The 20,013-nt window shown below is 50.3% G+C and carries 19 protein-coding genes and 1 rRNA gene; 19 read left to right on the forward strand and 1 reads right to left on the reverse strand.

The features are described from left to right. The first annotated feature begins 114 nt into the window (after positions 1-114). The 10 genes from rrf (at position 115) to pssA (ending at position 9,841) form a co-directional block, all read left to right on the forward strand. Positions 115-231: ribosomal RNA gene (gene rrf / locus ASF12_RS14080) — 5S ribosomal RNA — on the forward strand. A gap of 488 nt (positions 232-719) precedes the next feature. Then, a complete protein-coding gene (locus tag ASF12_RS14085) occupies positions 720-1,181 on the forward strand; it encodes a CtsR family transcriptional regulator (protein ID WP_056035708.1) in 462 nt (153 codons plus the stop codon). Positions 1,182-1,220: 39 nt separating this feature from the next. Next, positions 1,221-1,745 (forward strand): UvrB/UvrC motif-containing protein, encoded by a 525-nt coding sequence (locus ASF12_RS14090; protein WP_046234191.1) that lies wholly within the window; start codon positions 1,221-1,223, stop codon positions 1,743-1,745. 24 nt (positions 1,746-1,769) lie between these two features. Next, positions 1,770-2,849, forward strand: coding sequence for a protein arginine kinase (locus tag ASF12_RS14095; RefSeq protein WP_081418818.1), 1,080 nt, complete (start codon positions 1,770-1,772; stop codon positions 2,847-2,849). Positions 2,850-2,851: 2 nt separating this feature from the next. Next, a complete protein-coding gene (gene clpC / locus ASF12_RS14100; protein WP_056035710.1) occupies positions 2,852-5,323 on the forward strand; it encodes an ATP-dependent protease ATP-binding subunit ClpC in 2,472 nt (823 codons plus the stop codon). A 280-nt stretch (positions 5,324-5,603) separates the two neighbouring features. After that, the gene (locus ASF12_RS14105; RefSeq protein WP_056035714.1) at positions 5,604-6,029 is read left to right on the forward strand and encodes a hypothetical protein; all 426 of its coding nucleotides are present in this window, start codon (positions 5,604-5,606) and stop codon (positions 6,027-6,029) included. Between the two features lie 16 nt (positions 6,030-6,045). After that, the gene (locus ASF12_RS14110; protein ID WP_056035716.1) at positions 6,046-6,396 is read left to right on the forward strand and encodes an antibiotic biosynthesis monooxygenase; all 351 of its coding nucleotides are present in this window, start codon (positions 6,046-6,048) and stop codon (positions 6,394-6,396) included. A 156-nt stretch (positions 6,397-6,552) separates the two neighbouring features. Further along, positions 6,553-7,920: a DNA repair protein RadA gene (gene radA, locus ASF12_RS14115; RefSeq protein WP_046234195.1), complete on the forward strand. Its 1,368-nt coding sequence runs from the start codon at positions 6,553-6,555 to the stop codon at positions 7,918-7,920. A 10-nt stretch (positions 7,921-7,930) separates the two neighbouring features. Continuing rightward, positions 7,931-9,007 (forward strand): DNA integrity scanning diadenylate cyclase DisA, encoded by a 1,077-nt coding sequence (gene disA, locus ASF12_RS14120; RefSeq protein WP_056035719.1) that lies wholly within the window; start codon positions 7,931-7,933, stop codon positions 9,005-9,007. Positions 9,008-9,094: 87 nt separating this feature from the next. Then, complete coding sequence (gene pssA, locus ASF12_RS14125; protein WP_056035722.1) at positions 9,095-9,841, forward strand: CDP-diacylglycerol--serine O-phosphatidyltransferase; 747 nt, start codon at positions 9,095-9,097, stop codon at positions 9,839-9,841. A gap of 288 nt (positions 9,842-10,129) precedes the next feature. Here pssA and ASF12_RS14130 read toward each other — a convergent pair whose 3' ends face one another. Next, complete coding sequence (locus tag ASF12_RS14130) at positions 10,130-10,525, reverse strand: hypothetical protein (RefSeq protein ID WP_056035726.1); 396 nt, start codon at positions 10,523-10,525, stop codon at positions 10,130-10,132. Between the two features lie 149 nt (positions 10,526-10,674). Here ASF12_RS14130 and ASF12_RS14135 point away from each other — a divergent pair, with 149 nt between their 5' ends. From ASF12_RS14135 to ASF12_RS14180, 9 genes are all read left to right on the forward strand, one after another. Further along, the gene (locus ASF12_RS14135; RefSeq protein WP_056035730.1) at positions 10,675-11,772 is read left to right on the forward strand and encodes a PIN/TRAM domain-containing protein; all 1,098 of its coding nucleotides are present in this window, start codon (positions 10,675-10,677) and stop codon (positions 11,770-11,772) included. Positions 11,773-11,828: 56 nt separating this feature from the next. Next, complete coding sequence (gene ispD, locus ASF12_RS14140; RefSeq protein ID WP_056035734.1) at positions 11,829-12,533, forward strand: 2-C-methyl-D-erythritol 4-phosphate cytidylyltransferase; 705 nt, start codon at positions 11,829-11,831, stop codon at positions 12,531-12,533. A 2-nt stretch (positions 12,534-12,535) separates the two neighbouring features. Continuing rightward, positions 12,536-13,018, forward strand: coding sequence for a 2-C-methyl-D-erythritol 2,4-cyclodiphosphate synthase (gene ispF, locus ASF12_RS14145; protein ID WP_056035738.1), 483 nt, complete (start codon positions 12,536-12,538; stop codon positions 13,016-13,018). 934 nt (positions 13,019-13,952) lie between these two features. After that, positions 13,953-15,419, forward strand: a complete 1,467-nt coding sequence (gene gltX / locus ASF12_RS14150; RefSeq protein ID WP_056035741.1) for a glutamate--tRNA ligase — start codon at positions 13,953-13,955, stop codon at positions 15,417-15,419. A 698-nt stretch (positions 15,420-16,117) separates the two neighbouring features. Further along, complete coding sequence (gene cysE, locus ASF12_RS14160) at positions 16,118-16,780, forward strand: serine O-acetyltransferase (protein WP_056035746.1); 663 nt, start codon at positions 16,118-16,120, stop codon at positions 16,778-16,780. After that, positions 16,777-18,198: a cysteine--tRNA ligase gene (gene cysS / locus ASF12_RS14165; RefSeq protein WP_056035749.1), complete on the forward strand. Its 1,422-nt coding sequence runs from the start codon at positions 16,777-16,779 to the stop codon at positions 18,196-18,198. The genes cysE and cysS overlap by 4 nt, the downstream gene beginning before the upstream one ends. Beyond that, positions 18,195-18,701: a Mini-ribonuclease 3 gene (locus ASF12_RS14170; protein ID WP_056035752.1), complete on the forward strand. Its 507-nt coding sequence runs from the start codon at positions 18,195-18,197 to the stop codon at positions 18,699-18,701. The genes cysS and ASF12_RS14170 overlap by 4 nt, the downstream gene beginning before the upstream one ends. Continuing rightward, on the forward strand, positions 18,701-19,456 hold the full coding sequence (rlmB, locus tag ASF12_RS14175) for a 23S rRNA (guanosine(2251)-2'-O)-methyltransferase RlmB (RefSeq protein ID WP_056035755.1): 756 nt from the start codon (positions 18,701-18,703) through the stop codon (positions 19,454-19,456). The genes ASF12_RS14170 and rlmB overlap by 1 nt, the downstream gene beginning before the upstream one ends. Before the next feature lie 3 nt (positions 19,457-19,459). Then, positions 19,460-19,984, forward strand: a complete 525-nt coding sequence (locus tag ASF12_RS14180) for an NYN domain-containing protein (RefSeq protein WP_056035757.1) — start codon at positions 19,460-19,462, stop codon at positions 19,982-19,984. The last annotated feature ends 29 nt before the right edge of the window (positions 19,985-20,013 follow it).

Here is a 20,013-nt window from a genome sequence, read left to right on the forward strand (position 1 = left end):
CGCTAAAGTTTCTWGACTTTGTCTTTCGCATCCAGTTTTCAGGGTAGCAATACTTTGATGATCGTTGGATCTTTTCGAAGCTGATTCGAGAAGAAAATCAATGATACATATCCGTTTGGTGGCGATGGCGGAGGGGAACCACGCGTTCCCATCCCGAACACGACCGTTAAGCCCTCCAGCGCCRATGGTACTTGGACCGCAGGGTCCTGGGAGAGTAGGACGTCGCCAAGCACGAGAAGCCTGCCGCAATCATTGCGGCAGGTTTTTTGTTGTCCTATAAACTGATACATAATCATATAGCGAAAATGCTGTGCACAACTTATCTACAGCCGTGGATGAGGGGCATAGTATTTTTTTGTGGAAAGAATAAGTACCTATTCGCAAGGTTGTTCACATGTGCGTAAGTTTAATTAGCCTTATATGAACATAATGTAAACACGAATTATGCACATTCGTTCACTTTTTATGCACAGCCTGTTTATAAATAGGTCCGATCTACGCTGGTTGGGTATAAATAGTGCTTTTTCGCATCATGCTAAGTAGTAGCCTTGTGTATAAATGCTTGTGGATGAATAGTCAGAAAATTAAGATTCCATCTCTTGACCTTTCTTAAATTTTGCGTATAATAAAGTTAAAGTCAAAGAAAGTCAAAGTCAGTTGGAACTGCATATGAATAAGCGTAAGCTTGTGCTCCATGCAGTACCAGGGAGGTTGGTGATATGCGAAACATTTCCGATCTCATTGAACAGTATTTAAAGAATATGCTGCAGGAAAGCACGGAAGGCTCGGTAGAAATACAGCGCAATGAGCTGGCTGAGAAGTTCTCGTGCGTCCCTTCCCAGATTAATTACGTTATTAGTACACGTTTTACGCTGGAGAAGGGTTACATGGTTGAATCGAAGCGTGGAGGCGGAGGTTATGTCCGGATTCAACGGGTAGAGCTGCCAGCCTTGCAGACGATTCAATTTCATATTCGGCAGACGATTGGAGATTGCGTGGAGCAGAGCGTGGCGGAAGGGCTGATTTATCAGCTTGAAGAAGCGCTGTTGGTGACGAAGCGCGAAGCACAGCTGCTGCGGGCAGCGATTGATCGGGAAACGATTGCGGTCAAGCTCCCGCTGCGTGATGAGGTAAGGGCCCGTTTGCTAAGAGCGATGCTTATATCGCTTCTAGTTAAATAACTTTACCGTGCGTAAGTGCATGGAAAGGGGTGATTTGTCTTGATTTGTCAGGAATGCGGCAAGAAGCCGGCAACGCTTCATTTTACGAAGATTGTCGGTGGAGAGAAGACAGAGTTTCACATTTGTGAAGCTTGTGCGCGTGAACGGGGTGAAGGCATTCCGGGAACGGCGAATGGCTTCTCTATCCACAGCTTGCTGTCGGGTCTGCTTGATTTTGATCCATCTGGAACATCGGGTTCAGCAGGGACGAAGCCTTGCCCGGTCATACGCTGTGACGAATGCGGATTCACTTATGCACAGTTCAGCAAGATCGGACGCTTTGGCTGCAGCGCCTGCTACAAACATTTTTCAGATAAGTTAGATCCGCTGCTCAAAAGGGTACATGGTAGTACGGTGCATACGGGGAAAATTCCGAAACGCTCCGGAGGGCAATTGCAAAATAAACGAGAACTTGATCAGCTCAGACGCGAGCTGTATGATCGTATTGAGCAAGAAGAATTTGAAAGTGCGGCTCAAATCAGGGATCGTATTCGTGAGCTTGAGCGTAAAATAGCAGAGCTGTAAGTCGTGAAGTAAGGAGGATACCTCTTGAAGAGTCGTCGTTTTTCTGAGCAAGCGTTAAGCGATTGGATGAAAGGGGATGGTCCCGAGTCAGATATCGTCATCAGCAGCCGAATACGCATTGCCAGAAATTTAAACCATCATCCGTTTCCGTTGCTGGCTACGAAGGAGCAGTCGCTTGAGGTTATGGAGCAGCTGGCTGCTATCGGGGCATCTGGAAAGCTTGAGCCTATCGGCCATTTTGATACGATCGTGTTATCCGATCTTACGGAGCTGGAGAAGCGTGTATTGGTTGAAAAGCATTTGATCAGCCCTAATCTGGCTAATGAATCTCGAGGCGGAGCCTTCATCCTCAGCGATAATGAATCGGTGAGCATTATGATTAATGAAGAAGACCATCTGCGAATTCAATGTCTGTATCCGGGTTTTCAAATTCAGGAAGCTTGGACGCTGGCGAATCGGATCGATGATATTTTTGAGGCGGAGACCGAATATGCTTTTGATGAGAAACGCGGTTATTTAACGACATGCCCGACCAACGTTGGAACAGGCATTCGCGTATCCATTATGGTGCATTTGCCGGCACTCGTGCTATCATCGCAAATCAATCGGATTTTGCAGGCGGTCACGCAGGTAGGGCTCGCGGTTCGCGGATTGTATGGGGAAGGCAGCGAAGCGCTAGGCAATGTGTTTCAAATCTCGAACCAAATTACACTCGGTCAATCTGAACCGGAGATTATTGAGAACTTGTACAGCGTAGCTAAACAAATTATTGAGCATGAGAAAGCAGCTCGAATAAGGCTCCTAGCTGAGTCTAAGCTACGCATTGAAGATAGAGTAAAGCGGTCTTATGGGATTTTATCCTATGCGGCTATTATGGATACGAAGGAAGCAGCACAGCGGCTTTCAGATGTAAGGTTGGGCGTTGATTTGGGATTGCTGGATAATATAACGCCTCAAGTCATGAATGAATTAATGATTATGACGCAGCCTGGCTTCTTGCAGCAAGTATTTAAGGAAACGATGAATGCGGAGCAGCGGGATTATCGCCGGGCAGAACTTATTCGCAAGCAGTTGCGAAGTCAAATGGAACATGGGGGTGCGTAACGATGATGTTCGGAAGATTTACGGAACGGGCACAGAAGGTGCTTGCATTGGCGCAGGAAGAAGCAGTTCGTCTTGGACATAACAATATTGGTACAGAGCATATTTTACTTGGATTGATTCGTGAAGGGGAAGGCATCGCCGCGAAAGCGCTGATTGGACTTGGCCTGGGCCTAGAGAAAATCCAGGATGAGGTTGAAGCTTTGATCGGAAGAGGTCAGGAGCAACCGACGAATATTGCCTATACGCCACGTGCGAAAAAGGTCATTGAGCTCTCTATGGATGAAGCGAGAAAGCTGGGCCATACGTATGTGGGTACGGAGCATATTTTGCTCGGACTCATTCGTGAAGGCGAAGGGGTTGCAGCCCGCGTGCTGAACAATCTCGGCATCAGCTTGAATAAAGCGCGTCAGCAAGTGCTGCAATTGCTTGGCAGTAGCGAAGCCATCTCCAGCAACCATGGCGCTCCATCAAATGTGAGCACGCCAACGCTGGACGGACTTGCCCGCGATTTGACCTCCTTCGCTAAAGAAGGCAATCTCGATCCGGTTATTGGCCGCAGTAAAGAAATCGAGCGCGTTATTCAGGTGCTTAGCCGCCGGACGAAAAACAATCCGGTTCTCATCGGGGAACCCGGCGTTGGTAAAACGGCGATAGCCGAAGGACTGGCGCAAAAAATTATTGCAAACGAAATTCCAGAAACGCTGCGCGACAAACGCGTAATGACGCTCGATATGGGCTCTGTCGTAGCTGGTACGAAATACCGCGGTGAGTTTGAGGACCGCTTGAAAAAAATTATGGATGAAATCCGCCAGGCCGGCAATATCATCCTCTTCATCGATGAGCTGCATACGCTGATCGGTGCAGGTGGGGCTGAGGGAGCGATTGATGCTTCGAATATTTTGAAGCCGGCGCTAGCACGGGGAGAGTTGCAATGTATCGGTGCGACTACGCTGGATGAATACCGCAAATACATCGAGAAGGATGCTGCGCTGGAGCGCCGTTTCCAACCGATTACGGTAGATCAGCCTTCGCCGGAAGAAGCGGTACAAATTTTGTACGGCCTGCGCGATCGTTATGAAGCCCATCACCGGGTGAAAATTACGGATGAAGCGATTGTTCAAGCTGTTAAGCTGTCCGACCGCTACATTACGGATCGTTTCCTGCCGGATAAAGCGATTGACCTAATTGATGAAGCGGGCTCGAAAGTTCGCCTCAACTCATATACGATTCCGCCGAACCTCAAGCAGCTGGAAAACCGTCTGGAGGATATCCGCAAGGAGAAAGACTCCGCTGTTCAAAGCCAGGAGTTTGAGAAAGCGGCTGCGCTTCGCGATACCGAGCAGAAGATGCGTGAAGAGCTCGATATCACGAAAAATCAATGGAAAGAAAAACAAGGACGTACCGATTCCGAAGTGACACCTGAGGATATTGCACAGGTAGTAGCGAGCTGGACCGGCATTCCGGTAAGCAAGCTGGCAGAGGAAGAAACCGAGCGTCTGCTGAAAATGGAATCCATTCTTCACGGCCGTGTCATCGGCCAGGAAGAAGCAGTCAAAGCGGTATCGCGCGCTATGCGCCGTGCTCGTGCTGGCCTGAAGGATCCGAAGCGTCCGATGGGTTCATTCATTTTCCTCGGTCCAACTGGTGTAGGTAAAACCGAGCTTGCACGTGCGCTTGCAGAAGCGATGTTCGGCGATGAAAATGCGATTATCCGCATCGATATGTCGGAATATATGGAGAAGCATTCGACTTCCCGTCTCGTTGGGGCGCCTCCGGGATATGTTGGTTATGAGGAAGGCGGTCAATTGACCGAGAAAGTACGCCGTAAGCCATATTCGGTTGTATTGCTCGATGAGATTGAGAAAGCCCATCCAGAAGTATTCAACATTTTGCTGCAAGTGCTCGAAGATGGCCGTCTGACTGATTCTAAAGGACGTGTAGTCGATTTCCGCAATACGCTGATCATTATGACGTCGAACGTGGGCGCGGATCAAATTAAACGGAATTCTTCGCTGGGCTTCACAGCTGTTCATGACGCTGGCCGTGACTTCATTCAAATGAAGGATAAAGTAATGGCTGAGCTCAAAAAGAGTTTCCGTCCGGAGTTTCTGAACCGGATCGACGAAACGATCGTGTTCCACTCGCTGGAGCAGGAGCATATCGCCGAAATCGTCACTTTGATGTCCGACGATTTGCGCAAACGTCTGCGTGAGCAAGATGTAGACTTCTTGCTGACCGATACGGCGAAGGCGTTCCTCGCGAAAGAAGGCTTCGATCCGCAGTATGGTGCTCGTCCATTGCGCCGTGCGATTCAGAAGCATATCGAAGACCGTTTGTCCGAGGAATTGCTCGTTGGCAACATTCAAAAAGGCGACCGCTTCACGATTGATGAGAAGGATGGCGCGTTGACGGTAACCAAATCGGAGCCTCTTGATTTGGAGAAAGCGTCCGAAGAGCCGGCAGCTAAATCATAATCAAAAAGTGAGGATGCTGCACAGCTGATTACAGCTTATCCGCGCATCCGGCGAGCTAGCTTTATGCAGCTAGGCACAAAAATAGAAAGCTTCCAGAACCCGTGAACTTGACGGATTCTGGAAGCTTTTTTTATGCCTTAAACAGACAATCTTCATTCATTTTTATTTGACAATGAGAATCATTATCGTGTATCTTATAAGAGTAGACATTACTTTGAACATACACTCTTTCATATACAATGGCGAAGACCGGAACAGATGACGGAAGGCGGTAATAAGGATGGGTTTGCATGCTGCCAGAATAACGGCTGAAGAGGCGTCATATTTATCAAATGATTATATTAAGCAGTTCGTTAGAGCTGCACACATGGATTTTGACAAGGTAAAGCAAATGCTGAGTGAAGAGCCCGAGCTGCTGCACGCTTCCTGTGACTGGGGCGATGGCGATTGGGAAAATGCGCTAGGCGCAGCCGCTCATGTCGGGCGCAGGGATATTGCGCTGTATTTGCTGGAGCGTGGAGCAAGGCTGGATCTTTTTGCTGCTGCGATGTTAGGCAAGCTGGAAGTGGTTCATGCGATTTTAAGAGACGACCCCGCGGCGAAAGATGCCATTGGCCCGCATGGAATTCCACTCATCGTTCACGCCAAGATGGGTGGCGAGGAATCGCGCTTGGTTTATGCTTATTTGGAAAGCCTTCAGGCTTGATAGGAGGAGTAACATCATGATCGTGGTCACGAACACCATTAAAGTGAAAAAAGGGCACGGTGAAGCTGTAGCCGAGCGGTTCCAGCATACGAAGGGAATTGAGCTTTCTCCCGGCTTTATCCGGATGGAAGTGCTGCTTATGGAAAACTTGGTGGACTATGATGAGCTGAGAGTCGGCACAACATGGGAAAATAAAGCGTCGTTTGAAGGCTGGGTCAACAGCGACTCCTTCCGTCAGGCACATGCGCATCGTCAAACAAAAGCAGGCGAAGGCTGCAAAAGTCAGCAAAATGAAGTCATTATGCTAGGCTCCCAGCTTTCAACGCACCGGGTTATTGTGGCGCGGCAAGCGGCTATCCAAGCTTAAACGATAGCGTGTATAGGTTATCTTTTTCAGAAAGTTCCCTTCTTCCTCTTGTGGATGACAGGGAACTTTCTTGCTGTATAAGGAAGTAGGGGTTTATACAATCCACATTAAATGGTAAACTTTTAATGATAGTGTTTTTAGTAAAAGGAGCCGGACATGGCAAAAATAAAAACGAAATTCGTATGCAATGAATGTGGAACAGAGTCGCCTAAGTGGATGGGCAAATGCCCAGGGTGCCAGTCATGGAATTCCATGATTGAAGAGAAGGAAACCGTTGTCAAGACGCAGGGAGTCGGTTTGCGTGTTGCGCAAACGAAAGAAAAGCCACAGTCGATCATACATATAGAGAGCGGGAAGGAACCGCGCATTGAAACGAGCTTGAAGGAGCTGAACCGCGTACTTGGCGGGGGCGTTGTGCCGGGCTCCCTTTTGCTGGTAGGGGGCGACCCCGGTATCGGAAAATCCACGCTGCTGCTGCAAACCTCGCATGCACTGGCAACGAAGGGATTGAAGGTTCTCTATATTTCAGGTGAGGAATCGGTGCGGCAGACAAGATTAAGAGCGGATCGGCTTGGTGCGCTGACGGAGTCCTTGTATGTGCTTTGCGAAACGAACATGGATCATATTAACGAGGCGATTGAATCGGTGGACCCCGATTTTCTCGTTATTGACTCCATCCAGACGGTTTATGATCCGGGTGTGCAATCAGCGCCGGGCAGCGTATCTCAGGTTCGGGAATGCACCGCGCATTTCATGCGAGTCGCCAAAATCAAAGGGATTGCAACGGTGCTGGTCGGGCATGTGACGAAGGAAGGCGCCATCGCCGGACCACGGATGCTGGAGCATATGGTCGATTGCGTATTGTATTTTGAAGGTGAGCGCCATCATACCTACAGGCTGCTGCGCGCGGTTAAAAACCGGTTTGGGTCGACGAATGAGATCGGAATTTTTGAAATGGGCGAGGAAGGCTTGCGTGAGGTGCTGAATCCTTCTGAGCTGTTTTTATCAGAGCGCCCGCTTGGCGTAGCAGGTTCTATTGTTGTAGCAAGCATGGAGGGAACCCGTCCTGTATTGGTGGAATTGCAGGCGCTGGTGGCGACGACTAATTTCCCTTCGCCGCGCCGTATGACGGCCGGGCTTGACCATCATCGCATGGCGCTGATCATTGCAGTGCTTGAGAAGCGCAACGGCATGTTTCTCCAGACGCAGGATGCTTATTTAAATGTCGCAGGCGGCATTAAGCTCGATGAGCCAGCCGTTGATTTAGCAGCAGCGGTATGTCTCGCTTCGAGCTTTCGGGATGCGCCAACGAGACCTTACGATGTTGTGTTCGGGGAAGTTGGATTGACGGGCGAGGTACGTGCTGTCTCGCGGGCTGAGCAGCGGGTAAAGGAAGCCGAGAAGCTGGGCTTCAAACGTGTTATTATGCCGGAGAAAAGCCTGAAGGGCTGGAAGCCTCCGGCATCCATTGAGATTATTGGTGTAAACACCGTAGCGGAAGCGCTCTCGGCAGCACTAGGATAGGGGGAAGATGATGAAGGAACAGAGCCAGCTAGAAACGATGAACCAGCTTTTGCAGCTAGTCGCGCCCGGTACCCCGTTCCGTGACGGCTTAGAGAACGTGCTGCGGGCGAAGACTGGAGCATTAATCGTTGTCGGATACAGTCCTGAGGTAATGGAAGTTGTAGATGGAGGTTTTTCCATCAATTGCGATTTCTCGCCCAACTATTTGTATGAGCTTGCAAAGATGGATGGCGCAATTATTTTGAGCGAGGATATGCGGCGGATTTTGTATGCCAACACGCAGCTTATTCCGAACAGCTCCATTCCGTCGATTGAGACGGGAATCCGCCACCGTACCGCGGAGCGGGTCGGCAAGCAGACGGGCAAGCTCGTCGTATCCATATCGCAGCGCCGCAATATTATTACGCTGTATCAAGGCAATTTGCGGTATGCGCTCAAGGAAATGGGCAACATTTTGACAAAAGCGAATCAGGCGATTCAGACGCTGGAAAAATATAAGGCGGTGCTGGGCCAATCGTTCAAAAATTTGTCTGTGCTTGAGTTCGAAGAGCTGGTCACCTTGCAAGAGGTTGCCCATGTCGTGCAGCGGGTAGAGATGGTGCTGCGTGTCAAAATGGAAATCAAGCGTTATGTAACCGAGCTAGGAACGGAAGGACGCCTCATTGCGATGCAGCTGGAAGAGCTGGTCGACGGTGTAGATGAGGATGCTTGGTATTTGCTTAAGGATTATGCGAAAGATAATTCAGATGAGAAAATCCGGGAAATCCGGCTCGCGATGAAAAAACTGAGCTCGGATGAGCTGCTGGACGCTTCGCCGATTATCCGGCTTCTTGGCTACCCGCATACCGGTTCCATGGCAGAAGAAGCTATTTCCCCGCGCGGCTTCCGCTTGTTGAACAAAATCCCGCGTTTGCCGCTCATTATTATGAATAATTTGATTGAGCGCTTCGCCAGACTGCCGCATATTATGATGGCGACCATCGGCGAATTGGATGATGTTGACGGAATTGGGGAAGTTCGGGCGAGGGCGATCAAGGAAGGTTTGAAACGGATTCAGGATCAAATGTTCATTGACAGGCAAATCTAAATCCCATACAATTGATGGAATGTGAACGGCCCGATCATCATACATTAGTATTTGGTCTTAGGGCATAGTAGAGAAGAGGTGGAACAGATGATTATAAAGTCAATACCGAGCCTTTTCACGGTGGGGAATTTGTTTCTTGGCGTAATCGCCATTATTATGGTGTTTAATGAGAAACCTGAAATTGCAGCGATGATGGTTATTATCGCAATGCTGCTTGATGGCGTAGATGGCAGAGTGGCACGTGCGCTTAATGCACAGAGCGAATTCGGCAAGGAGCTCGATTCGTTATCCGATGTCATTTCCTTCGGAGTCGCTCCAGCGTTCATTATGTATGTCGTCGCTTTTCAGGATTTAAATACAGCAGTGGCTTGGATTATTACCGCGTTATTTCCGATTTGCGGAGCTTTGCGCCTGGCGAGATTTAATGTCGTAACGAAGACGCCGAGCGGTTATTTCATCGGGCTGCCGATTCCAGCAGCTGGTGGTGTTTTGGCAACGCTAGCTCTTTTCAAAAATGATATTTCGGTTATTGTGCTGTTAATCAGCACGCTCGTTCTTTCCATTCTTATGGTGAGCACGGTTCGTTACCCGAACTTCAAGAAAATTGGCATTCCGAAGAGTGCGATTTGGGTCGTGCCGATTATCGTCGTATTCTCGCTCGTAATCGGTATTTGGTTCAATCAATATTTGTCGAAGCTGATTTTCATCCCGCTTTTGCTATATGCGCTGTGGGGCTTAAAAAAAAACGTTGATCGGCGCATTAAGCCGCGCAGACGTAAAAACAAGCATGTAGAGCTGAGTGAAGAGCAGGTGCAGTCGGAGACGATTGCCTAGTATGCAGCTAGCTCAGAAGCATTTTTCATAAGTAAACAGGAAACATCAAAAAAGCTGTAAACCATGTAAACGTGGTTTGCAGCTTTTTTTTTTTGAAATGGCTTTGCCGCCAGAGGGTGGCTACAGCCGTTTACGCTTGAAATATAGGAAAGTATATGATTTCCCCGTACTTTCTCTATATTTCTCGGACTGAAATGCGCCGCGCCGCCAAAGGATGGCGACAGCCATTTCACCTTGTGCATCTTGCATCATTATGTTGAGGTAGCAATGGCTTTGCAGGCATTCGCTTTACGTTAAATTAAATAGGCCGAGCGTTGAGCATTTGTCATACTCATCGGCGATGACTTCGTCCAGCTGGATATCCAGCAGATTGCACATCGCGGTCATGTAGAACAGATTGCGTCCGAGGTCGGCCTTAAGCACATCGCGGCAGTTCTCGCACAGCTCGCCAGAAAGGTGGCTTTGCAGCGTTTCTTTCGCGTTGGTAAGATTCGGCTCATCGGAATAATGCTGCTTGCGGGCAGCAAGCTCAATGCAGCCGCAGTCGGTCACGGCTTTCGTTACCGCACGATTGACGGACGTTCCAGCCTGCCCAAACTTTGACATCACATCTAGCAGGCTCCGATGCCTTAGCAGTAACTCGGATACTTGCTGTTGAAATTGATCCAATGTTGGTGCGCTCATCGGTTACACCTCTTTCATCAACTTTAGCAACTTCTGATCTTGTTTCCATTATAAGCTTACTTGGTCCGCATTTCAAAATGAAAAATCATTCACCTTTGACGGTTAGAGTGTTCCCAATTGGAACATAATTGTAATGGAGGTGGATGAATATGGTAAGACGTATCATTCAATTAATTGGAATAATGTTAGGTGCAATGGCAGGACGCGAGCTTCACAGCATGACCAGTTTATCGGGATTATGGGCTGAGCCATCTATTGGGATGCTTGAGCATTCCGGCACTTATTACATGAATGTCGGAATCGGTGCATTGTGCGGGGTCATTCTCGCGACCTTGGCAGCAAATCCGCTCATTCGTTTAATGCAGCGTGGAGCGGAGCAGACTTCGGCTATGCCGGTCAAGGATTTGCTTGCTAGTGCAGCAGGATTGTTCGTAGGGCTGCTGCTGTCGGTGCTGTTGTACCCGGCGGTGTCGGACATTGGAGGCGTAGGTGTTATGCTGCCGGCCATTATGGCGCTGTTCTTCGGCTATCTGGGCGTGCGCATTGCTTGGAACAAGCGGGATGAGCTGACGGAAAAGCTGATTGAGCTGTGGAACCAGCGCAAAGCGGCCCCTGCTATCGATGAGACTAGCGGGTTCGAGGAGCATAAGATTTTGGATACGAGCGTTATTATTGATGGGCGGATCGCCGACATTTGCAAAACCGGCTTTATTGAGGGAACGCTGGTTATTCCTGAATTTGTGCTGGAGGAGCTGCAGCATATTGCCGATTCTTCGGACTTGCTCAAGCGCAACCGCGGCCGCCGGGGGCTGGATATTTTGAACAAAATCCAGAAAGAGCTTGATGTGCGCGTGCTTATCTATGAAGGAGATTTCGAGGAAATCAGCGAGGTGGACAGCAAGCTGGTGAAGCTGGCCAAGGCGCTGCATGGCAAAGTGGTAACGAATGATTTTAACCTGAATAAGGTGTGCGAGCTGCAAGGCGTATCTGTACTCAACATTAACGATTTGGCGAATGCGGTGAAGCCAGTTGTGCTGCCGGGTGAAGAAATTATTGTGCAGGTCATTAAGGACGGCAAGGAGCATGGACAGGGTGTCGCTTATCTCGACGATGGCACGATGATCGTAGTAGAAGGCGGACGCGAATATATCGGCACAACGATGGAAGTGCTTGTAACGAGCGTGCTGCAAACATCTGCGGGACGGATGATTTTCGCCAAGCCAAAGCTGTTGGAAAAAGCACAGTAAAAAAGGTATGATAGAGGGGATACAATACCGGCACACAGATTTGAGGGGAATACGACATGGGGGCAAAATGGGGAGTTGTCGTCGTCGCGGCCGGACGCGGTTCGCGAATGGGGACAAAAGAAAGCAAGCAGTACCTGGAAATGCAGGGCAAGCCGATTGTTGTACATACGCTTGAGCTGTTTGCTTCGCTTGATAACCTTGCTGAAATTATCGTCGTTGTCGGCGCTGATGATGTGGGGCGCGTGGAAGAGCTGGTCAACCGCTTTGGCATTGCCAAGGTGAAGGCAGTTGTTGCAGGCGGCAGCGAAAGGCAGCATTCGGTGTATAGCGGCATTCAGGCGCTTTCGCCTGCTATAGAGTGGGTCATGGTGCATGATGGCGTGCGGCCGCTTGTGACGGCAGCTGCGGTCGGCGCCTGCTGCTCTGTGGCGGAGCGTGAAGGCGCGGCTGTGCTGGCAGTACCAGTGAAGGATACGATTAAACAGGTGGGCGATAACGGCTTGATCGTATCGACGCCTGACCGCCGAAGCTTGTGGGCGATTCAAACGCCGCAGGCTTTTCGTCGTGAACTGCTTGTGCGTGCGCATGAGCAGGCCCATGCAGAGGGTTTTCTGGGGACGGACGACGCGATGGTTGTCGAGCGAATGGGCGCACCGGTTGCCGTTGCGGAAGGCGATTATACAAATATAAAAATTACGACGCCTGAGGACTTGCCATGGGCGGAGTTTTTGCTCGCAAAGCGGGAGAGAGGGGAACGCTGACTATGATTCGTGTAGGACAAGGCTTTGACGTTCATCAATTGGTAGAAGGAAGGCCGTGCATTATCGGCGGTGTAACCATTCCATATGAAAAAGGGCTGCTAGGGCATTCCGATGCCGACGTGCTGCTGCATGCGATTACCGATGCGATTTTGGGCGCATTGGCGCTGGGCGATATCGGGAAGCATTTTCCCGATACGGACCCTGAGTTCAAGGATGCGGACAGCTTGAAGCTGCTTGTACATATTTGGGGACTCGTCAAGGAGCGCGGCTATAAGCTGGGAAACATTGACTCGACCATTATTGCACAGCGTCCCAAGATGCTGCCCTTTATTCCGCAAATGGCGGAAATTATCGCAGGCGCCTTGGAGGCAGATGTGTCCCAGGTGAATGTGAAGGCAACGACGACGGAGCAGCTCGGCTTCACTGGACGTGGCGAAGGAATTGCGGCACAATCCGTTGTTTGCCTGATTAAAGATGTGATATAATCGCAATAATTTTTGAGCGCTGGGATGGGAAAAAGACTTCTTCACGCTATTGGTTTATCTAGGGTGTGTATGCAAACCAGAATCCGGATACTCATGCATAGGTAGCTTTGCCGCCAGAGGCTGGCGACAGCCGTTACGCTTGAAATATAGGAAAGTATATGATTTTGCCATACTTTCTCTCTATTTCTCGGAATGAAACGCGCCACGCCGCCAAATGACAGCGAAAGCCGTTTCACCTTGATGACTGAGGTTCCGCTATTCTGGCTTTTGAGAGGGTTTGAGGTCTTGGGCGGACAGGAAATCCGTTATGTGCTTGATTTTCCCTTCAAAATAACGATCGGAAGCACATTAGCGTCTTCTGAGTCCGGGTCCTCTGCCATAACCCGTGTTTCGGCTGTAATAGCGGCTGCTGTGTCCGCCTAAAGCCTATGGCATGAAGCTGACTTTCGATACGCAGGCTCCTGTTCATGTTTGATGCTATAATCAATCAAGATTATTATGTGGCTTGTTTACGTTGGCATACATGTCCTAAAGTATTTTGCTAAAGATATAGCAAAAGCATTTTGTTCAAGGCAAGGCGAAGGTTATATTTAGGAAACGCAGCAGGTTTTTTTAAGGAAAGCTTAGTAATAGCTGATTTACTGCAAGGATGTAAGAAGTAGGGTGAAAAAGTCGTAGTGGAGAGAAAAGGGGTTGCTGGAGAAGCGATAGCGTTCGTTTAAAGCTTTCCGTAGGAAAGCAGCATCGTAAGCTTATGCTTTTACCCTTAAGTTTCAACGGCCTAGCCGGTTAATTCAAGGAAACTCAGGGGTAATGGCGATCGGAAGCAAGCTCTTTTCGCACAGCGCAGACTCTTTTTCACCTTACTTATCTTACGAGTTTGGCAGTACTAAAAGCGCAAGGCTGCAAGCGACTAGGGAGGGGCGATTTACCAATGACACAAGAAATTCGCGTACGATACGCACCGTCGCCGACGGGGCATCTGCATATTGGCAATGCAAGAACGGCCTTATTTAATTATTTGTATGCCCGCAATTTGGGCGGAAAGTTTATTATCCGCATCGAGGATACGGATGTGAAGCGCAATATTGCCGGCGGAGAAGAAAGCCAGCTCACTTATTTGAAATGGCTCGGCATTGACTGGGATGAAAGCATCGACGTTGGCGGCGACTACGGTCCTTACCGTCAGACGGAGCGTCTTGATATTTACGAAAAATATTGGCAGGATTTGCTGGATCGCGGCCTAGCTTACCGCTGCTACTGCACCGAAGAGGAGCTGGAGCGTGAGCGCGAGGAGCAGACAGCCCGGGGCGAAACGCCGCGTTATTCCGGACTGCATCGCAATCTGACAGATGAGCAGCGCACGGCATTTGAGGCAGAAGGCCGCGTGCCAAGCATTCGTTTCCGCGTGCCGGAAGGCCGCACCTACAAATTTGACGATGTCGTAAAAGGTGAAATCAGCTTTGATACAGCGGAAACAGGCGATTTTGTCATTGTGAAAAAAGATGGCATCCCGACGTACAATTTTGCCGTTGCGCTGGATGACCACCTGATGAAAATTAGCCACGTGCTGCGGGGCGAAGACCATATTTCCAACACGCCGCGCCAATTGATGATTTATGAAGCATTTGGCTGGGAGCCGCCTCGCTTTGGTCATATGACGCTGATCGTAAACGAAACTCGCAAAAAGCTCAGCAAGCGCGATGAGTCGATTATCCAATTCATTGAGCAATACGATTCGCTAGGCTATTTGCCAGAGGCGATGTTCAACTTTATTACGCTGCTCGGCTGGTCGCCGGAAGGCGAGCAGGAGATTTTCACCCGTGAGCAATTGATTGAAGTATTCAATGCTGAGCGCCTCAGCAAAAGCCCGGCCGTATTCGATACGCAGAAGCTGAGCTGGATGAACAATGAATATTTGAAAAAAACAGATCTGGCGCGCGTCGTCGAGATGTGCCTGCCGCATTTGGTTAAAGCTGGCCGCGTATCTGAGCCATTGGATGAAGCTGGCCGCGCATGGGTGAGCAGTCTCGTGGCGTTGTACCAGGACAAGCTGCGTTATGCAGCGGAAATCGTACCGCATACCGAGATTTTCTTCCAAGAGGCTGCCCAAGATGAAGAAGAAGCGACAACTGTGCTTGCAGAAGAGCAGGTGCCTGTCGTGCTTGCGGCTTTCCTCGCACAAGTAGAAGCAACACCAGCCGAGGCATTTGATGAAGGTAGCGTGAAGGCTTCCATTAAAACAGTGCAAAAGGATACCGGCTTCAAAGGCAAACAGCTGTTTATGCCTATCCGTGCCGCGTTGACCGGACAGACGCATGGACCGGACTTGAACCAATCCATCGTGCTGCTTGGCCAAGCGAAAGTCATCGCGAGACTGAACGAGCGGTTGGGCCGCTAGGCTTGCTGCATGGGGAGAGGGCCGTGGCGCGAGTATTCGCGCTGGGCGTGCTCTTTTTCACCGTACGATTACGCCCGGACACAATGCCTCTTGTCACATAAGGGTGGATTGGGTATACTAGGGCTACTATTAGGAAGTTTACAATTAACAAGCTATGAACAGGAAAAGTACGTTTTGCTGGATTTGCAGAGAGGACAACCGTCATTGCATCCAGGCCGGGTTACCCGCGGCTATTGGACAATGTAGCTGCAAGTTGTCTAATTCGGCGGGCGGAAAATTGCACCTGGGAGCTTTGTTCCGAGCCAGAGGCCCGAACAGCTGTCATGGAACGAGAGAAGTTTCGTTCGCATGCTGCGTCGGCGGCGCTTGTGGGGTAGGCGGCAACGTAAGCCTGCGTTAAAGGCTTTGAGATGGATAGCAGCTGAGCTATCTGGCAGCCATAGGTTGAAGTGGGCGAAGGCAGACATGCCGAAGCTTGCTGCGAGCGGCGCAGATATGTTGTCAGGCTATTCAAGCAGAGTGGGACCGCGATTGAACACACGCCTCTGCAGCATGCAAATGCTGTGGGGGCTTTTTTATATGGATATGCGGCGGCCAGCTAGGCAGGACTAAGGAGCTGCGAGGAAATTAGCGGTACTTCATTTCGTCGCAGTCTCTAAGAGGGGCAGCGGCCTGCTGGCTTGAGAGGAGATAAGCTGATGTTTCGCCATATACGTTCAGATATTGAAGCGGTATTCGAAAATGATCCGGCCGCCAGAAGTCGCTTTGAGGTCGTCTTCACTTATTCCGGCCTGCATGCGATTTGGGCGCATCGGGCAGCGCATTATTTTTTTCGTCACAAATGGTTTACGGTTGCGCGTATCATATCTCAATTCAGCCGTTTTATGACGGGCATTGAAATTCATCCAGGGGCCACGATCGGCGAGCGGCTGTTTATTGACCACGGTATGGGCATTGTCATCGGCGAAACATGCGAAATTGGCAATGATGTCGTCATTTATCAAGGGGTTACGCTTGGCGGTACGGGCAAGGAGAAGGGCAAGCGCCATCCGACCATCGGCAACAATGTCGTTATTGGCTCGGGCTCGAAGGTGCTGGGATCGTTCAAAATTGGCGATAATTCAAATGTAGGCTCGAATGCGGTTGTGCTGCGCGAGGTGCCGCCTAATTGTACCGTTGTAGGCAACCCCGGCAGAGTGGTGAAACGAAATGGCGAACGGGTGAAGGACAGACTGGAGCACAACCAGCTGCCTGACCCGGTTATCGAAATGCTGCGTGATATGCAAAAAGAAATTGATCGTTTGAAAACAGAGTTGAAAGAGCTCAGGGAGCCTGTAACTGGAGGGGATTTACGAAAATGACGCTACATCTGTATAATACATTGACCCGCACGAAGGAAGCTTTTGAATCGCAGGAGCCAGGGAAAGTTAAAATGTACGTATGCGGGCCGACGGTATACGATTATATTCACGTTGGAAATGCAAGGCCGTTTATTTTCTTCGATGTCGTTCGGCGGTATTTGGAGAGCACAGGCTATGAGGTGAATTATGTCGTCAACTTTACGGACGTGGATGATAAGATGATCCGCAAAGCGGAGGAGCTGGGATCTACGGTTCCAGAAGTGGCGGAGACATTTATCGCGGCATTCAATGCGGATCTCGAAGCGCTTGCCGTGCATAAGGCAACACTGAACCCACGCGTAACGGAGCATATTACGGAAATCGTCGATTTTATTCAAGGCCTGCTGGACAAGGACATTGCTTATGAGAGCGAAGGCGATATTTATTTCCGCACCGCGAGGTTCGAGGAATACGGCAAGCTGTCTCATCAAAATCTGGAGGAGCTGCAATTCGGCATCCGGATTGAAGTAGGCGATCGCAAGGAGAGTCCTAAGGATTTTGTGCTGTGGAAAGGCGCAAAGCCGGGCGAGATTTTCTGGGAAACGCCGTGGGGACCGGGCCGTCCAGGCTGGCATATCGAATGCTCGGCAATGGCGCGCAAGCATCTCGGGGACACGCTCGATATTCATGGCGGCGGACAGGACCTGCAGTTCCCGCATCATGAGTGCGAGGTCGCACAGTCGGAAGCATTGACGGGCAAACCGCTGGCGAATTATTGGATGCATAACGGCTATATTAACATTGATAATGTGAAAATTTCCAAATCGCTGGGCAATGGTATTGCGGTGCATGAGCTGGTGAAGCAGGTGAAGCCGCAAGCGATTCGTTATTTTATTTTGTCTGGACATTATCGCAGTCCGCTTAACTTCAACGAAGAAGCGCTAAAGCAAGCGGCAAACAGCGTGGAGCGCATCGCGAACAGCGTGTCCAATTTGCGCCATCGCCTGCAAGTGCTGGAGAGCGAGGAGCAGACGGGAGCTGCGGTTGCGGCGTTCGAGCTTGATACTCGCTTGGCGGAAATTATGAGCGTATTTGAAGCGAAAATGGACGATGACTTCAATACGCCGGATGCGATTACCGCGGTCTTTGATCTGGTTGGCGAAGCGAATCAATATTTGAATCGCGCAGATGTGAGTGCCGAGGGCGTGCAGGCTTTTCTGGATGTGCTGGAGCAAATGGACGAGGTGCTTGGCTTAATTCCGCCACAGTCGGCCGAAGCGGATCTGCTTGATGAGGAAATTGAGCAGCTGATTGTCGAAAGAACGGAAGCGCGCCAGTCGAAAAACTGGGCTAGAGCAGACGAAATTCGCGATTTGCTGACAGAGAAAGGCATCGCTCTTGAGGATACGCCGCAAGGCATCCGTTGGCGCCGCCTATGAGTGAACCGCATAACAGCGAGGCGCTAGCGAACGATTTATTGTTTTACTCGCCTTCGAAAAAAACAAATCTGCTGAATCCCGTCGTGCTCGCCTATGTGGGCGACAGTGTGTTCGAGCTGCTGGTCCGCCAATACTTGGTGTCCCTGCCGAACCATAAGCCGCATCACCTGCACCGCGAAGCGACGGGCATCGTCTCGGCCAAGGCGCAGCGGCGGATTTTGCTGGAGCACTGGCAGCCGCTGCTGACGGAGGAAGAGGCAGATGTGGTGCGGCGCGGACGCAATACGAAGTCAGGTGCGCCGCCTAAAAATGCTGACCCCGCCGATTATCGTCAAGCAACCGCGCTTGAATGTCTCGTTGGGTATTTATATTATGAAGGCCGCATTCAGCGCTTGCATGAGTTATTCGCCTGTGCGATTGCAGCAAGAGAAGACGGAGAGGAACGGCCGGCACAGCCAGCCGCCCCTTCCACCGCAGCCAAGAAAACAAAGGAGGGCGAATAATGACTGAGACTACCCCGCAAGATGAAATTATTGCTGGCAAGCATCCCGTACTGGAGGCGCTTCGTTCCGGGCGTGAAATCAATAAAATTTGGATCGCCGAAGGCGCCCAGAAGAGCATGACACAGCCGATTACGGCAGAGGCGAAAAAAAGCGGAATTATCGTGCAATTTGTCGATAAAAGGAAGCTTGATGGCATGGCCGAGGGCGTTCAGCATCAAGGCGTTATTGCGCAGGCGGCTGCTTTTCGCTACGCCGAGATTGAAGAAATATTAGAAGCGGCGCGCAGCCGCAATGAGACGCCTTTTATTTTGCTGCTGGATGAAATTGAGGACCCTCATAATTTGGGCTCAATTCTGCGGACCGCGGAATGCACCGGCGTTCATGGCGTTATTATTCCGAAGCGCCGCGCGGTCGGATTAACGGCTACCGTCTCCAAAACGTCGGCGGGAGCGGCGGAATATGTGCCCGTTGCCCGCGTGACAAACCTGGCGCAAACGATCGATCGGCTCAAGGAAGAAGGCATATGGATAGCAGGTACGGATGTCAGTGCCAAGCAGGAAATTTATTCGATGAAATTCGACATGCCGCTTGCTGTCGTCATCGGCAATGAAGGCAAAGGGATTGGCCGCCTCATCAAAGAAAAATGCGATTTTCTGGTGAAGCTTCCGATGCAGGGCCAGCTTAATTCGCTGAATGCCTCCGTTGCTGCGGGCGTGTTCATGTACGAAGTGGTTAGACAGCGCCGGAGCGTTTAAAGCATGAAACGGCGTGACGATATTTTGCTAGTGGATGGCTACAACATGATTGGGGCCTGGCCCGTGCTGGAAAAGCTGAAAGCCATCGATCTCGAGGAAGCAAGGGACAAGCTGCTTGATATGCTCGCGGATTATCAGGGGTTTACCGGCATGGCGGTCTATGTCATTTTCGATGCGCATCAGGTGCCTGGGCTTGGAGCGACCTTCAAGCACCACAAGCTGACAATTGTGTATACGAAGGAAAAGGAAACAGCGGATGAATGCATTGAGCGCATGGTAGTTGAGCTGTTTCAAAAAAGACGCCATTTGTATGTCGCTACTTCTGATCTCGTAGAACAGCATGTCGCTTTCGCCCATGGGGCGCTTCGCCTCTCGGCACGAGAGCTGTTAATTGAAATTGAGCAGAACCGCAAGCAAATTGAGCTTACGCTGAGGGAAGAAACGAAGAGCCGCCGCAATACGGTGGACAACAGTCTTAGCCTTGAAATTCGCATGCAGCTGGAAAGGCTTAGGCGAGGCAAGAAATAACAGTGCGCCCTAAGGCTGCGGTGAATTAT

It is taken from the genome of Paenibacillus sp. Leaf72, from assembly GCF_001422685.1.
Taxonomy (GTDB): domain Bacteria; phylum Bacillota; class Bacilli; order Paenibacillales; family Paenibacillaceae; genus Pristimantibacillus.

What these genes read in the sequence shown, in the direction of transcription:
- ispD (WP_056035734.1), top strand. Translation starts at nt 11,829, where the DNA reads ATGGGGGCAAAATGGGGAGTTGTCGTCGTCGCGGCCGGACGCGGTTCG.
- rlmB (WP_056035755.1), top strand. Translation starts at nt 18,701, where the DNA reads ATGACTGAGACTACCCCGCAAGATGAAATTATTGCTGGCAAGCATCCC.
- ASF12_RS14105 (WP_056035714.1), top strand. Translation starts at nt 5,604, where the DNA reads ATGGGTTTGCATGCTGCCAGAATAACGGCTGAAGAGGCGTCATATTTA.
- ASF12_RS14110 (WP_056035716.1), top strand. Translation starts at nt 6,046, where the DNA reads ATGATCGTGGTCACGAACACCATTAAAGTGAAAAAAGGGCACGGTGAA.
- ispF (WP_056035738.1), top strand. Translation starts at nt 12,536, where the DNA reads ATGATTCGTGTAGGACAAGGCTTTGACGTTCATCAATTGGTAGAAGGA.
- clpC (WP_056035710.1), top strand. Translation starts at nt 2,852, where the DNA reads ATGATGTTCGGAAGATTTACGGAACGGGCACAGAAGGTGCTTGCATTG.
- ASF12_RS14130 (WP_056035726.1), bottom strand. Translation starts at nt 10,525, where the DNA reads ATGAGCGCACCAACATTGGATCAATTTCAACAGCAAGTATCCGAGTTA.
- radA (WP_046234195.1), top strand. Translation starts at nt 6,553, where the DNA reads ATGGCAAAAATAAAAACGAAATTCGTATGCAATGAATGTGGAACAGAG.
- ASF12_RS14085 (WP_056035708.1), top strand. Translation starts at nt 720, where the DNA reads ATGCGAAACATTTCCGATCTCATTGAACAGTATTTAAAGAATATGCTG.
- cysS (WP_056035749.1), top strand. Translation starts at nt 16,777, where the DNA reads ATGACGCTACATCTGTATAATACATTGACCCGCACGAAGGAAGCTTTT.
- pssA (WP_056035722.1), top strand. Translation starts at nt 9,095, where the DNA reads ATGATTATAAAGTCAATACCGAGCCTTTTCACGGTGGGGAATTTGTTT.
- gltX (WP_056035741.1), top strand. Translation starts at nt 13,953, where the DNA reads ATGACACAAGAAATTCGCGTACGATACGCACCGTCGCCGACGGGGCAT.
- cysE (WP_056035746.1), top strand. Translation starts at nt 16,118, where the DNA reads ATGTTTCGCCATATACGTTCAGATATTGAAGCGGTATTCGAAAATGAT.
- disA (WP_056035719.1), top strand. Translation starts at nt 7,931, where the DNA reads ATGAAGGAACAGAGCCAGCTAGAAACGATGAACCAGCTTTTGCAGCTA.
- ASF12_RS14135 (WP_056035730.1), top strand. Translation starts at nt 10,675, where the DNA reads ATGGTAAGACGTATCATTCAATTAATTGGAATAATGTTAGGTGCAATG.
- ASF12_RS14180 (WP_056035757.1), top strand. Translation starts at nt 19,460, where the DNA reads ATGAAACGGCGTGACGATATTTTGCTAGTGGATGGCTACAACATGATT.
- ASF12_RS14170 (WP_056035752.1), top strand. Translation starts at nt 18,195, where the DNA reads ATGAGTGAACCGCATAACAGCGAGGCGCTAGCGAACGATTTATTGTTT.